This window comes from Diaphorobacter sp. HDW4A (assembly GCF_011305995.1).
Taxonomy (GTDB): Bacteria; Pseudomonadota; Gammaproteobacteria; order Burkholderiales; family Burkholderiaceae_C; genus Diaphorobacter_A.
The window spans coordinates 1,302,685-1,315,640 of sequence record NZ_CP049910.1; the positions used below are offsets into that span (position 1 = coordinate 1,302,685).

Below are 12,956 nucleotides of genomic sequence, written 5' to 3' on the forward strand. Positions count from 1 at the left end.
GGAGTGGCTCCGCGTTGCCGATTCCGTTCGAGTGAACAGCAGTCAGCAGCGACGATTCAACAGGTCGTTACCGTCGGAGGTATGCTTGATGTGAGCGCTTGAGTCAATTCTCCAAAGGAGACTTTGACTCGGAAGGTGGTGCAATGGGCGTTTCAGTGCCATCGATGGCAATCAGGACACCAGACGATGCGGCATCGATTTCAATCCTGGCTCCCATGAAGCGATCTCGGCGTGGGGTTATGCGCGCATCGGGAAAGGCCACCATTCCCACCTGTTGCAGCGCCAGCAGGCGATCCGCTTGCGCGGGCGACAATACGATCTTCTGCGGATAGGCGTCGCCATGAGCCTGCCAATGGGCACGCAGAGCATGGACGACGTTCATGTAAATGTCTGACATGTCCGAAGTGTAGTCGCCACGCATTGGCGTCGCACGAAGAATGTCTTGAGCCCGGATTGGAATTGTTCGAGTGCGAGATCGTACGCGTGCAAGCTGACGGCGCAGAAATGTGCCAAGACCACGGAACTCCAGCTACAAGGGGCTGAGCTATGGTCTTGGCGTTGGCTTGGCGACAAGCCATCAGGCTATCAAGAGCGAAGCCCCGCAGCGGCCAGAGCAAATACGGAGTTGGGCACGTTCTGAGCCGGAAACTGCGTCTTGGCTGCGGATCGACCCTTCAAGCGCTTGACGGCTGAACTCAGTCGGGCCGACGAATTTCTGGGTATGTCAACCGATTGGCTGCTTTGTTGGGCAACCAGATCGGCTACGGTGACGGATTGCAGATAGTCCAGTACACGAGAGTGGAAGCTGGTCCAGAGCTCTGCGGTCATCTTGCCTGAGGGCGAGTCTTCGCGTACGTTGTTTCCCGCGTCGTCGGCTTCTTCGTTCATTGCGCGGTCAGAAGCCTTCACGATGTCGGCGACGGAGACTTCGTCAGCCGGGCGTGCCAGCGTATAACCGCCGCCCGGGCCACGAATGCTGCGCACGAGGCCGGCACGGCGCAATGCGCTGAAGATGTCTTCAAGATAGGACAGCGAAATGCCTTGTCGCGCGCTGATGCTGGGAAGCGCCACCGGGTGTCCGTGAGAGCGAGAAGCAAGATCGGTGATGGCGGTGACCGCCATTTTTCCGCGAGTGGTGAGGCGCATGGTGGGCTCCTTGGAGTGGTCCGACGCTTGTGATGTCGGGCCGAAATTCTGGTTTTCAAATGCGGGTGGAGCGCGCTGGAATAGGCCGCGCTTCGAGTGCATCGATTGGAGTGTTGGGAGAGGCTGGCCTGAACGATGAAATCCGTTCGCGCTGGGCTCCACTTGAGAGAAGCCACGGACAGATCAGGTCGCTGAAATGCTTTTCGGTGGAGCCGTCAGAAGAAGGTCTGGCGCACGAGTCTGGCCATTCTGTGACCACAACGGATGTGCGAGTGCTCTGGCCGAAAGCGTCAGGCCAGCGAGGGTGTCACTCGTGGAGGTTTGGGTCTGCGCTTGAGCGAGGGGGAATGCGGCGGAATCAATCGCTCTACGTTCATGCGCACGCGCAATGCGGTTTCTGTATGCAATGGATCGGGGGGGCTGAGCAGATCAGGCAGATCAACAGCCAGATCGTCGAGCGCTTGCAGCAGTAGCTCGGTGCCAACTGCGGGCAGTTCTGTTCGAGGGGTGGAGTTGGTGCTGCTCTGCGCCTCACGCACTTCGTGAACGTGAACAACCGTAGTTTGGGTGGCAATGCTGACCGCGATGGAACTTTGAGGCGCGCCGTAGGCTGCCGTGCAATGTGCCGACGCTCCAAAGGCAAGAACAAAGTACGCGCTGAGTAGCGCAATAACCCACCGTAGCATATGGATGGAATTATACGCAATTGAGCATCGGGTCTGCTCCTCGGGTTTCCGGCACATTTTGATAATGATGCCGAAACCCTGTGCCTATGTGTGATTTATTGCTACTAAATAAGAAGCAATGGAAACGTTTTAGTCGGAGAAAAGGGGGCTGAACGTGGTGCTGGGTACACCATCCGATCTCAGCTCGCCATTGCCTCACCAAGGCGAACGGGGCGCGCCGCAACCCAGTCGTTCTGGAATTGCACGGCCCCGGGTTCAAACAGCAGCACTACGGTGGAACCTAATAAAAAGCGTCCCATCTCATCGCCCTTGTGCAGATTTACGGGTTTGTTGGAGTAGTCCCAGCTGCGCACCTTACCGGGGCGCGGTGGATTGACAAGACCGTGCCAGACGGTCGCCATGCTTCCCACGATGGTGGCTCCCACTAATACCAATGCCATTTGGCCCAGCGGTGTGTCGAACAAGCAGACCACGCGCTCGTTGCGAGCGAACAGGCCGGGCACGCCGCGAGCCGTTGCTGGATTGACCGAAAAAAGATCGCCCGGAACATGGATCATGCGGGTCAACCTGCCATCGCAGGGCATGTGGATGCGATGGTAGTCTCTGGGGCTTAGATAAATGGTCGCAAAGCTGCCATTGGTGAACGGCTTGGCCAGTGCCGAATCGCCGCCGAGCAAAGCGGTGGTCGAGTACGAGTGTCCCTTGGCCTGAAAAATCTGATCTTCGGCGATCGGCCCGAGCTGGCTGATGGCTCCGTCTACCGGCGAAATGGCCTTGGCATCAGCAAGCGGGCGGGAGCCTGCGCGCAATTCGCGTGTGAAGAAATCGTTGAAGGTGGCGTAGCTTGTGATGTCCTGGTTGGCGGCTTCGCTCATGTTGACCTTGTAGCGCTGCACAAACCAGCGAATGACCGAGGTGGTCAGACCTCCGGCGCGCTTGGAGGCCAGTTGCCCCATCAAAGTCGTCAGCGCTTGCTTGGGCAGCAGGTACTGGGCGAGAACGGCAAGTCGATCTGACACGTGGGTTGCATCCTTTTTTGTAGCAAGCCATTCTACTGGGGGAGTGGCCTTGCACGGGAATATGCCATCCTCGGGCTGAGCGGCGTCATGGTAGTTGCAATGGTTGACTTGTGGCGCTGTGTTGATCTCAGGCAAGATAATGGTCTGACAGGCGCTGGCTTGGGAGGTGCTTGTATCTCCTGCTTTGAATGACTGGCCAGCGCGCAGTGCCTTCATCCTATCCATGACGAGCGTTCCCCCAACTCAGCCCACATCGGCATCAGCCCGTACTCCAGAAACGGGCCCACTCAGCGAGGGTAGCCGTCTCTCGGCGGCCGACTGGCTGCGTCGTTTCTGGCCAGCACCCCTGTCCATCGATCGCAAGGAGCGTGTGCGCATGCTCGGAGGCATCACCCTGTGTGTTGGCTCGATTGCGGCCATCGCCCAGTTATGGGGGCTGCTGCATCCACCCGGCCTCTGGATGGTGGCATCGCTGGCGGCCAGTTCCGTTCTGGTGATCGCATTGCCATCGAGTCCACTGGCCCAGCCGTGGTCGGTGTTTGGTGGCAGCGTGATGTCGGCCGCTGTTGGCGTGTTGATTGCACAACTGGTGCCACAATTGGTGCTTGCGGCTGTGGTGGCCGTGGGGGCTGCGGTGGCGTTGATGTTGATGTTGCGCTGTCTTCACCCGCCAGGTGCGTCACTCGCATTGCTTGCGGTGCTGGAGCCAGCCACGCATACCGGTCGATATCTGGGTTTCGTGCTGTTCGATGTAGTGCTGCTGTTGATCGTCGGCATTGTGTACAACCGTATGACAGGCCGTGCCTATCCGCCCCCCAAATTGGCGGAGTCCGTGTCAAAGGCCGCATCGCAGGGAAAGCCCAGTCCGTTCATTGAGGCTGATCTCGATGCGGCCCTCAAGAGTCACAACGGCGTGATCGACATCAGTCGCAGCGATTTGGAAAGCCTTTTGCAGCATGCGGCCAAGGCCGCTTTTCAGCGCACTCTGGGCGACCTGCGCTGCGATGCAATCATGTCATCGCCCGTGCACGCCATCAAGGAAGACGCGTCGCTCAGCGAGGGGTGGGAGCTGATGCAGGAGCAGTCGGTGAAGGCGTTGCCGGTGATTGACGAAAACCAGACTGTCATTGGCATCGTCACCACCACCGATCTGCTTCATCAACAATTCGCTCAGGAGCAGGGCGAAGGATTGGGGTGGAAGTTGCGGGCACTTATTCCGTGGCGCGGTGCAAAGAAGGCGCAGACTATCGGCTCGTTGATGTCCTCGCCGGTGCAGGTTGCACGCATCGATCAGCACGTCATGGATTTGGTGCCTATGTTTTCTGCCAAGGGCCGACGGCATGTTCCCATCGTGAATGATGAAAACCGGCTGGTGGGAATCATCAGCCAGACCGATGTGATCAAGACACTGGCAAACGCGCTCGCTGCTTGAAAACCCGTTGGCATGTTTGTCGACGACAGTGCGGATCGCGCAAACATGGGCTCCGATGACGTGATGATGCCGTCCGAGTTACAATAATGGGCTAACCCTTTAGCGATTGCCTTTTCATGCCGCCCCCTTCATTGGAGCGGAGTTCCTCAAGATGGATTGAATTGGCGCTCCAAGCGGTGACTTTCCAGCCCATGTGACTACGCCTCATGCCTCAGACAAGCAAAGGCCGTGGCGAGCTCTGGGGCTGTCGAAAGTGTGTGCAACTGCCACATATTCTGTATTTTTGAGATCGAACATGGCTAAAGAAGAACTCATTGAGATGCAGGGAAGCGTCACGGAAGTTTTGCCCGACTCCCGTTTTCGCGTGACCCTGGAAAACGGGCACCAACTGATCGCCTATACCGGCGGCAAGATGCGCAAGCACCACATCCGCATTCTGGCGGGCGACAAAGTGTCGCTTGAAATGTCCCCCTACGATCTGACCAAGGGTCGCATCACCTTCCGCCATCTGGCAGGGCGCGGGCCGGGGCCGGGGCCATCGACTGGCAACAGGCGCTGACTCGTTCGATGCGCGGCGGTCCATGCATGAGTGGATCGTTCATCAACGGCTGTTTCTGCGGACTGGACAATAGCTCGATGTAAAAAATTTTCTGATTTACCAAAAAGTATGCAATTTGGTGGTTAGAATAGCAGTCTTGTCGGAGCGTAGCGCAGCCTGGTAGCGCATCTGCTTTGGGAGCAGAGGGTCGCGAGTTCGAATCCCGCCGCTCCGACCATTGATTCAGGCCCTTGAGTCGAAAAGACTCAAGGGCTTTTGTCTCAAAAAAGGTTTGTCACACATAGAGGTGGCGGACTTTTCAGGGGCTCAGAAATGAGTGCTTGTCACAAATTACCGCGCGATGGAGCAGTCTGGTAGCTCGTTGGGCTCATAACCCAAAGGTCGGAGGTTCAAATCCTCCTCGCGCAACCAAGTTGAAGCCCTGATTGCTGACGCAATCGGGGCTTTTGACTTTTCAGGTTTGTGCATATGCCTATCGGATCAAATTTATGGCCTTTTTCGAAAAAGTTGGAAATCCCCGAAAAAGTGGCTGAAATGGTGGTTAAAATATGAGTCTAGTCGGAGCGTAGCGCAGCCTGGTAGCGCATCTGCTTTGGGAGCAGAGGGTCGCGAGTTCGAATCCCGCCGCTCCGACCATTGATAGCAAAGGCCCGCAGGAGTTTCTCCTGCGGGCCTTTTGTTTTTGGATCTCGTGACGTTCCCGATGTCGCATCACGACTGAGTCTGTGATCCCTTTCCTCGAAGTTCTGATACACCGCATTGATGGCCGAGGCTATATGGCGTCCATGGAGGGGTGTTGCTAAGTGCCACTCGTGGAAATGCGATTCACCGTTGCCCACGCCATCTTGATCGGGCCAGGAGAATGGTGCGGACAGGCCCCTCTTGCGCTTGTGATGGGCTTCCAGTGCATCGCGGATGGCCTGAAGGCGCATGGGTGTGGATGAACATCTATTGACTCGATGCCACCCTTCGGTGAGGCGCCATCGTTGGCGGTGTCACGCCCTTTGCGGAGTACTGCAACGCTGGTTTCAGGGGCACCACCAAATTTCTGTGCGGCGTCTGCTAGATAGCCGTCCGTTTCATCTTCTTGTCGTGTCTGATCAATCACGCCTCAGGGGTGGCGGAGAGGCCTTGACAAAATGTACACATCTATTCCTGTGATGGTACGTTGAACTATTCTGGTGATTTGGTCTGGGAATATGCCATTGAGAGCTGGAATTTGGAATCCAGTTTGGGTAGGAATGCGGGAGCGTCGATATTGGTAAAAATAGGCTTCAGACAATGTCTCGCTCGGATCGCAATCGCTTCAGAAGCGAGTGGCCTTCGTGGGTGATGACGTGAACGATGGCGACGCCTTCTACGCCTGGAGGGGGGATGTCTGCTTCGATGAGTCGTGCCGCGCGCAGGATGCGCAGCTTGTCGATGGAAATCGAATCCGAGATGGTGGCTGGGAGACCCTGCTTGACGATGTCAACCAATAGTTCAACCGGCATGGCGATCTTCGATGAAGTGGTTTGATGAAAATATTCTATAGCGTTCCCAAAGCTTTTCGAATTCATTGAGCAGTGTTCATTCTCACGTACCGCAAGGTGAGACACCTTCGGTGGAGTTGGCATGTGCGCCTTTGCTCATGTCGCTTGATGGCATGTGAAGGGTGGTCAAAACGCAGGATTGAAGGGCAGGCTGCGGATAATCGGACCATGATTGATTCAACGACAGTTCGCGCGCGCTTCCCCAGGTACGACGTTGTGGATGCGCTTCGGGGCGCGGCCATGGTGTGGATGACGGTCTTTCATTTCTGTTTTGACCTCTCCCATCTTGGCCTGTGGCGCCAGAATTTTCTGGTCGACCCGTTCTGGACGAATCAGCGCGTGCTGATCGTGAGCCTGTTTCTATTTTGTGCAGGTCTCGGGCAGTCGATTGCATGGGCTCAGGGGCAGGCTTGGGGGCGCTTTTGCAAACGCTGGCTCCAGATCGTGGCGGCGGCTTTGTTGGTGAGTGCTGGCTCATACGTGATGTTTCCGCAGAGCTACATTTATTTTGGGGTGCTCCATGGGATCGCCGCGATGCTGTTGATTGTGCGGCTGACCTCGTCCTGGGGCCACTGGCTGTGGCTCACCGGGCTGCTGGCGGTGCTCTCGCCTTGGGTGGCTCAGATGTGGCTGGGCGGGGCAGGCGAGGACTGGGCCGCGCTGATGAATGGCCGTTCGCTGAACTGGCTGGGCTGGATTACCCAGAAGCCTTTTACTGAGGACTATGTGCCGATTTTCCCCTGGCTTGGGGTGATGTGGTGGGGTATGGCGGCGGGCCAGTGGCTGCAGCGCGTGCATAGCACTTGGCTGAAGGCGAAACTGCCTGCGGGGACACAATGGCTCGCGTTAATGGGACGCTGGAGCCTGAGCTATTACCTGTTGCATCAACCCATCCTTATGGGGATTCTTTCGGCGTTCGTCTGGTTGACGAAGCGTTGAACTGGACTGAGCTGAAGAGGGCAAAAACAGAACAGCCCGGCGTGTACCGGGCTGTCTTGTGGTCTGCAGGCATCGCTGGTGTGATGGCCTGCGATACCTGCCGTCGATTCAGATGAGGTTCAGATGAATTACTGAACCTTGGCCTTGGAGCGCAGTTCTTCCTGGAACTTTGCCAGCTTCTGCTGCTGCAATTGCTGGGAGATCTGTGGCTTGACTTCGTCCAGCTTGGGCAACTGTGCGTCGCGTACGTCGTCCAAGCGGATGATGTGATAGCCGAACTGGCTCTTGACCGGTACGGCGGTCATGTCACCCTTCTTGAGCTTCACCAGAGCTTCTGTGAACTCGGCCACATAGTTGCTGGGGTTGGCCCAATCGAGGTCACCACCGCGAGCGCCGGATCCGGGATCCTTGGATTCCTTCTTGGCGATTTCTTCGAATTTGGCACCCTTGCCGATCTGGGCAATGATGCTCTTGGCCTGATCTTCGGATTCGACCAAGATGTGGCTGGCCTTGTATTCCTTGCCGGAGTTGGAGGCCACGAACTTGTCGTATTCGGCCTGAATCTCGGCGTCAGTGACGGGGTTCTTCTTTTGGTAGTCGGCGAACAGTTCGCGGATCAGAATGGTCTGGCGAGCCAGTTCCAGCTGGTTCTTGTACTCGGCGGAGCCTTCCAGTCCGCGCTTCTTGGCTTCCTGCATGAAGATTTCGCGAGCGATCACTTCTTCCTTGATCTGGCCTTCAACTTCAGGGGTGATCGGGCGACCCGAACGTTCCACTTGCTGCTTCAGGGCATCGGCGCGGGCCGAAGGAACTGGCTTGCCGTTGACGATGGCGAGGTTCTGTGCGGACACTGGCAGAACTACGGTGCCGAGCAACGCAGCGGCCACGAGGCCGGACATGAGCTTTTTCTTCATTGGAAATCCAAAAAAAGGAGATTATTGGCAGAACTCTCGTCCTGCGGCCGGCATGCGCCGACCCATTCAAAGAATTTCTATCGCAATGGCGTGAGCACCGTTGTCGATGAAAACCTGCAGCGAATCATACACAAGCCTATGCTTGGCTACCCGAGACTTGCCTTCAAACATCGGTGACGCGATGCGTATCCGGAAGTGCGTTCCGAAACCGGTGCCGTTGGCACCCACATGACCCGCATGCTGGCCGCTTTCGTCGATCACTTCAAGCTGCGTGGGATTCAGGGTGCGTTGCAGAAGTTCCTGCATGTTGCCTGCTGTCACATCCATCATGGCTTGGCATCCTTGGCTGGTGCGGGCTGGACGGTGTCTTCCTTCACATGGCGGCTCAAATAGATGGCCTGTGCGATCACGAAGACGATCATCAGACCCATGCCGCCGAAGAGCTTGAAGTTGACCCAGGTATCGGTGTCGAAGTTGAAGGCCACCCAGAGGTTGATGGCGCCCATCACCGCGAAGAAGCCAGTCCAGCCCCAGTTGAGGTTCTTCCAGACGGCATCGGGTAGCTGGATCTGCGTGCCCATCAGCGTGCGGATGAAGTTCTTGTTGAACACCAGTTGGCCGATCAGCAGCACCGCGCCCATCACCCAGTAGAGCACGGTGGGCTTCCACTTGATGAAGTTCTCGTTGTGTGCGAGCAGCGTTGCGCCGCCGAACACCACGATGATGGCGAGGCTGACCCATTGCATGGGTTCGGTCTTGCCGGTCTTGATGCGCATGTAGGCCAGTTGCAGCACGGTGGCTGCAATCGCGACACCGGTGGCCACGTAGATCCCCCAGACCTTGTACGCGACAAAGAACAGGATGATGGGGAAGAAGTCGAGCAGCAGTTTCATGGGGTCGTTGTTCTTGTGGTTTTTGGCGTCATTTCTGTGGATCGAAATCCAGCGAGGCCGAGTTCATGCAGTAGCGCAGGCCTGTGGGGGCGGGGCCGTCGGGGAACACATGGCCCAGATGAGCACCGCACCGGGCGCACACGGTTTCGGTGCGGACCATGCCGTGGGTGTGGTCAACGATTTCCTTGATGGATCCGGGAACGGCTTCCGAGAAACTGGGCCAGCCGCAGCCCGCGTCGAACTTGGTGAACGAGTCGAACAGCTTGTTGCCGCAGCAGATACAGTGGTAGCTGCCGTCGTCCCAGAAGGCTTCGTACTTACCGGTGAACGGACGCTCGGTGGCGGCGTGGCGCGTGACCTCGAAGGCGCGCGGTTCTGCGCCCTTGTCACGCAGGGTCTGCTGCCAATCGGCGTCAGTTTTTTCAATGCTGTATGTCATGAAGAGCAACTGATGGAAATGTGGGAGGCCCAGTCCGGCGGGAAATCCGCAAAGCTGTCCTGCCCGGGGTGTTCGTCAAAAGGCGATGTCAGGATGTCCTGAAGTGTATTCACTGTGGAGAAATCCCCTTGTGTCGCCGCGCGTATCGCGATCTCGCCCACGTGGTTGCGCAGCACGAAGCGCGGGTTGGTCGTGAGCATGTCGGCCTGTGCCTTGGGATCGCCATGAACGGCGAGAAGTTCACGATAGCGCACCAGCCATGCGTCCAGCACCTCGCGCTGCAGGACGATGTCGCGCAGGGTCTCATTGTCGGCCTGCCGGTTCACCACCAGCGACAGGCGGCGCCAGAAGATGGTGTAGTCCACGGCGTCCTGCGCCATCAGGTTCAGAAGCGACTGCAGCAGCTCGACGAATTCGGGCGAGCGCAAGGCAGTGGCTGGCAGGCCAAGCTTGATCGCCATGCGCAGCTTGAACTCGTGGCCGAACACCTCGGGATAGCTGGCGGCGGCCGCGCGTGCGGTCTCGACATCCCCGACCAGCGGCAACAGCGCCTGGGCGAGGCACAGCAGGTTCCAGTAGGCGACGCTCGGCTGCTGGTCGAAGGCATAGCGGCCTTGGCTGTCGCTGTGGTTGCAGACATGGCCGGGCACGTAGGCGTCGAGAAACTGGAACGGCCCGTAGTCGATGGTCAGCCCGAGGATGCTCATGTTGTCGGTGTTCATCACGCCATGGCAGAAGCCCACGGCCTGCCACTGGGCGAGCAGGGCGGCCGTGCGCTCGCTCACCGCCTGCAGCAGATTGGCGTAGGTGTTGTTTTCGAACGCTCCGCCGCTGCGGCACTCGGGGTAGAAATGGTCGATGACGTGATCGGCCAGCTGGCGCAGTGAGTGCGTGTCCTTGCGCGACGAGAAATGCTCGAAATGCCCGAAGCGGATGAAGCTCGGCGACACGCGGGTCACCACGGCGGCGGTTTCGGGCTCCTCGCGGTAGACCGGCGCGGGCGAGCCGATGAGAGCCATCGCCCGCGTGGTGGGGATGCCGAGCCCGTGCATGGCCTCGCTGCAGAGATATTCGCGGATCGACGAGCGCAGCACGGCGCGGCCGTCGCCCATGCGGGAGTAGGGTGTGCGGCCCGCGCCCTTGAGCTGGATTTCCTCATCGTTGCTGGTCTCGCCGAGCAAAATCGCCCGGCCATCGCCCAACTGCCCGGCCCAGACGCCGAACTGGTGACCGCTGTAGACCGTGGCGATGGGCTGGGTACCCGGCAGCACGGCATTGCCTGCTAGCACCTGCAGCGCCTCGTCGGTCTCTAGCCATTCAGGGTCGATGCCTGCGAGCCGCGCGACGGCGGGATTGCGCGCCACCCAGTGCGGATCGGGCAGTGGCGTGGGCTGCAGCGCGGTGTAGAACTGCTTGCCCAGTCCGGCGAAATCCGCAGTCTTGAAAAGGGATTTGGATTGGGATTGAGACGTCGATGCGGCGGCGGGGTCAGAGGTCATGGATTGATTGTCCGCCTGAAATTCAAGTCCCGTCAGGGCTGGGGCCATAGATCGTTAGTTGATGCTGCGATGCAGCAATAGCGTTTTGCGCGAAAGTGACAGGAAAACGTAAGTGCACGCTGGAATCATCGCTACGATATCAATCAATCAAACCATCACAATCATTGTGAAGATGAAGGAGCCACAAGCATGCTGGGCTTAATGCAGAGCCAACCGTTGTTGATTTCGTCCCTGATCCAGTTTGCCGAGCGGCACCATGGTGACGCGGAGATCGTCTCGCGTCGCGTGGAAGGGGAAATCCATCGTTATACCTACCGTGATCTGGCCCGCCGCGCGCGCCAGATCGCCAACGCGCTTGACGCCGAAGGACTCGCCCCCAGTGATCGCGTGGCGACGCTCGCCTGGAATGGCTACCGCCATATGGAGCTGTACTTTGGCGTGAGCGGTTCCGAGCGCGTGCTGCACACCGTCAACCCGCGCCTGCATCCCGAGCAGATCGCCTGGATCGTCAACCATGCCGAAGACCAGCTGATGTGCTTCGACATGAGCTTTCTGCCCATTATCCAGGCTGTGCACGCGCATTGCCCCACGGTGAAGAAGTGGATCGCGCTGTGCGATGCGGACAAGCTGCCTGCGGACAGCGGCATCCCCCATCTCGTGAGTTACGAGGCGTGGATCGGCACTCAGTCCGACCAATATGACTGGCCCGATTTCGACGAAAACACCGCCTCCAGTCTTTGCTACACCAGTGGCACCACGGGCAACCCCAAGGGCGCGCTCTACAGCCATCGCTCAACGGTGCTGCATGCGTTTGCTGCGGCGCTGCCGGATGTGATGGGAATTTCTGCGCGCGATGCGGTGCTGCCCGTCGTGCCGATGTTCCATGTGAATGCTTGGGGCACGCCTTATATGGCGGCGCTCACGGGCGCGAAGGTGGTGTTTCCCGGCCCGGCGCTGGATGGCAAATCGGTCTACGAACTCATCGAGGCCGAGGGGGTCACCATGGCTGCGGGCGTACCCACGGTCTGGCAGATGCTGCTCAACCATGTAGCGGCCAACGGCCTGAAGTTCCACACGCTCAAGCGCACCATCATCGGCGGCTCGGCCTGTCCGCCCGCGATGATCGATGCTTTCCAGGACCAATACGGCGTGACCGTGCTGCACGCCTGGGGCATGACCGAGATGAGCCCGCTCGGCTCGCTCAGCACCCTGAAGAACAAGCACCTGAATCTGCCCAAGGACGAGCAGATGAAGCTGCTGCAAAAGCAGGGCCGCGCGTTCTGCGGCGTCGACCTCAAGATCGTCAATGCCGACGGCAACGAGCAGCCCTGGGACGGCAAGAGCTACGGCGACCTGATGGCGCGTGGCCATTGGGTGCTGCAGAGCTACTACAAGGGCAGCAATCCGCTGGTGCAAGACGCGCATGGCCGGGGCTGGTTCCCGACCGGCGACGTAGCCACCATCGACCCCGACGGCTTCATGCACATTACCGACCGCACCAAGGACGTGATCAAGTCCGGCGGCGAGTGGATCAGCTCCATCGACATCGAGAACATAGCCATGGCCCACCCCTCGGTCGCGATGGCCGCCTGCATCGGCATGCCGCACCCCAAGTGGGACGAGCGCCCGATCGTCGCCGTGTCGCTCAAGCCCGGCAAGGAGCTGACGCGCGAAGAGCTGCTCAAGTTCTACGAAGGCAAGACCGCCAAGTGGCAGATTCCTGATGATGTGGTGTTTGTCGATGCGATTCCGCTGGGTGCCACCGGCAAGATGCTCAAGACCAAGCTCCGTGAAGACCTCAAGGACTACAAGCTGCCGGGACTCTGATCAGATCACTTCCTGATGAACCGGCGCGCGTTCTTTGCGGAACGCGCGCCGGTTTCATTTAGAGTTGCTGC

At 58.6% G+C, this 12,956-nt stretch carries 14 protein-coding genes and 3 tRNA genes; 7 read left to right on the forward strand and 10 right to left on the reverse strand.

All coding sequences use genetic code 11. The annotated features are described in order from the left end of the window. Positions 1–103: 103 nt before the first annotated feature. The 4 genes from G7047_RS05830 to asd form a co-directional block, all read right to left on the reverse strand. A complete protein-coding gene (locus tag G7047_RS05830; protein WP_166302014.1) occupies positions 104–397 on the reverse strand; it encodes a hypothetical protein in 294 nt (97 codons plus the stop codon). A 188-nt stretch (positions 398–585) separates the two neighbouring features. Further along, positions 586–1,146, reverse strand: a complete 561-nt coding sequence (locus G7047_RS05835; RefSeq protein ID WP_166302017.1) for an Rrf2 family transcriptional regulator — start codon at positions 1,144–1,146, stop codon at positions 586–588. A 290-nt stretch (positions 1,147–1,436) separates the two neighbouring features. Beyond that, positions 1,437–1,685 carry a hypothetical protein gene (locus tag G7047_RS05840; protein WP_166302020.1) on the reverse strand — a complete coding sequence of 83 codons (249 nt, stop codon included), beginning with the start codon at positions 1,683–1,685 and terminating at the stop codon, positions 1,437–1,439. A 326-nt stretch (positions 1,686–2,011) separates the two neighbouring features. After that, positions 2,012–2,851 carry an archaetidylserine decarboxylase gene (gene asd / locus G7047_RS05845; RefSeq protein ID WP_166311902.1) on the reverse strand — a complete coding sequence of 280 codons (840 nt, stop codon included), beginning with the start codon at positions 2,849–2,851 and terminating at the stop codon, positions 2,012–2,014. A gap of 223 nt (positions 2,852–3,074) precedes the next feature. Between asd and G7047_RS05850 the strand changes: the two genes are divergently transcribed. The 5 genes from G7047_RS05850 (at position 3,075) to G7047_RS05870 (ending at position 5,478) form a co-directional block, all read left to right on the forward strand. Further along, a complete protein-coding gene (locus G7047_RS05850) occupies positions 3,075–4,283 on the forward strand; it encodes an HPP family protein (protein WP_166302023.1) in 1,209 nt (402 codons plus the stop codon). 295 nt (positions 4,284–4,578) lie between these two features. Further along, a complete protein-coding gene (infA, locus tag G7047_RS05855) occupies positions 4,579–4,842 on the forward strand; it encodes a translation initiation factor IF-1 (RefSeq protein ID WP_166302026.1) in 264 nt (87 codons plus the stop codon). 140 nt (positions 4,843–4,982) lie between these two features. Then, positions 4,983–5,059: transfer RNA gene (locus G7047_RS05860), tRNA-Pro, on the forward strand. Between the two features lie 117 nt (positions 5,060–5,176). Next, positions 5,177–5,253 (forward strand) — tRNA-Met (locus G7047_RS05865). Positions 5,254–5,401: 148 nt separating this feature from the next. After that, a tRNA-Pro gene (locus G7047_RS05870) sits at positions 5,402–5,478 on the forward strand. Between the two features lie 638 nt (positions 5,479–6,116). Here the strand turns inward: G7047_RS05870 and G7047_RS05875 are convergent. Further along, entirely contained in the window at positions 6,117–6,401 is a 285-nt protein-coding gene (locus G7047_RS05875) for a hypothetical protein (protein ID WP_166302029.1), read from the reverse strand. Between the two features lie 141 nt (positions 6,402–6,542). Between G7047_RS05875 and G7047_RS05880 the strand changes: the two genes are divergently transcribed. Then, the gene (locus G7047_RS05880; protein ID WP_166302032.1) at positions 6,543–7,313 is read left to right on the forward strand and encodes a DUF1624 domain-containing protein; all 771 of its coding nucleotides are present in this window, start codon (positions 6,543–6,545) and stop codon (positions 7,311–7,313) included. A gap of 128 nt (positions 7,314–7,441) precedes the next feature. Here G7047_RS05880 and G7047_RS05885 read toward each other — a convergent pair whose 3' ends face one another. The 5 genes from G7047_RS05885 to G7047_RS05905 form a co-directional block, all read right to left on the reverse strand. Further along, the gene (locus G7047_RS05885) at positions 7,442–8,227 is read right to left on the reverse strand and encodes a peptidylprolyl isomerase (RefSeq protein WP_166302035.1); all 786 of its coding nucleotides are present in this window, start codon (positions 8,225–8,227) and stop codon (positions 7,442–7,444) included. Between the two features lie 66 nt (positions 8,228–8,293). Beyond that, positions 8,294–8,554 carry a BolA family transcriptional regulator gene (locus G7047_RS05890; protein WP_166311903.1) on the reverse strand — a complete coding sequence of 87 codons (261 nt, stop codon included), beginning with the start codon at positions 8,552–8,554 and terminating at the stop codon, positions 8,294–8,296. Beyond that, positions 8,554–9,120: a septation protein A gene (locus G7047_RS05895; protein ID WP_166302038.1), complete on the reverse strand. Its 567-nt coding sequence runs from the start codon at positions 9,118–9,120 to the stop codon at positions 8,554–8,556. The genes G7047_RS05890 and G7047_RS05895 overlap by 1 nt, the downstream gene beginning before the upstream one ends. 28 nt (positions 9,121–9,148) lie before the next feature. Then, entirely contained in the window at positions 9,149–9,559 is a 411-nt protein-coding gene (gene msrB, locus G7047_RS05900) for a peptide-methionine (R)-S-oxide reductase MsrB (RefSeq protein WP_166302041.1), read from the reverse strand. Continuing rightward, on the reverse strand, positions 9,556–11,058 hold the full coding sequence (locus G7047_RS05905) for a YdiU family protein (RefSeq protein ID WP_166302044.1): 1,503 nt from the start codon (positions 11,056–11,058) through the stop codon (positions 9,556–9,558). Before G7047_RS05905 ends, msrB begins: the two co-directional genes overlap by 4 nt. A 189-nt stretch (positions 11,059–11,247) precedes the next feature. Between G7047_RS05905 and G7047_RS05910 the strand changes: the two genes are divergently transcribed. Continuing rightward, positions 11,248–12,885 (forward strand): 3-(methylthio)propionyl-CoA ligase, encoded by a 1,638-nt coding sequence (locus tag G7047_RS05910; protein WP_166302047.1) that lies wholly within the window; start codon positions 11,248–11,250, stop codon positions 12,883–12,885. The last annotated feature ends 71 nt before the right edge of the window (positions 12,886–12,956 follow it).

Coding starts and splice junctions, on each gene's coding strand:
- G7047_RS05830 (WP_166302014.1), bottom strand. CDS start 397: ATGTCAGACATTTACATGAACGTCGTCCATGCTCTGCGTGCCCATTGG.
- G7047_RS05835 (WP_166302017.1), bottom strand. CDS start 1,146: ATGCGCCTCACCACTCGCGGAAAAATGGCGGTCACCGCCATCACCGAT.
- G7047_RS05850 (WP_166302023.1), top strand. CDS start 3,075: ATGACGAGCGTTCCCCCAACTCAGCCCACATCGGCATCAGCCCGTACT.
- infA (WP_166302026.1), top strand. CDS start 4,579: ATGGCTAAAGAAGAACTCATTGAGATGCAGGGAAGCGTCACGGAAGTT.
- G7047_RS05875 (WP_166302029.1), bottom strand. CDS start 6,401: ATGAATTCGAAAAGCTTTGGGAACGCTATAGAATATTTTCATCAAACC.
- G7047_RS05880 (WP_166302032.1), top strand. CDS start 6,543: ATGATTGATTCAACGACAGTTCGCGCGCGCTTCCCCAGGTACGACGTT.
- G7047_RS05885 (WP_166302035.1), bottom strand. CDS start 8,227: ATGAAGAAAAAGCTCATGTCCGGCCTCGTGGCCGCTGCGTTGCTCGGC.
- G7047_RS05890 (WP_166311903.1), bottom strand. CDS start 8,554: ATGGATGTGACAGCAGGCAACATGCAGGAACTTCTGCAACGCACCCTG.
- G7047_RS05895 (WP_166302038.1), bottom strand. CDS start 9,120: ATGAAACTGCTGCTCGACTTCTTCCCCATCATCCTGTTCTTTGTCGCG.
- msrB (WP_166302041.1), bottom strand. CDS start 9,559: ATGACATACAGCATTGAAAAAACTGACGCCGATTGGCAGCAGACCCTG.
- G7047_RS05905 (WP_166302044.1), bottom strand. CDS start 11,058: ATGACCTCTGACCCCGCCGCCGCATCGACGTCTCAATCCCAATCCAAA.
- G7047_RS05910 (WP_166302047.1), top strand. CDS start 11,248: ATGCTGGGCTTAATGCAGAGCCAACCGTTGTTGATTTCGTCCCTGATC.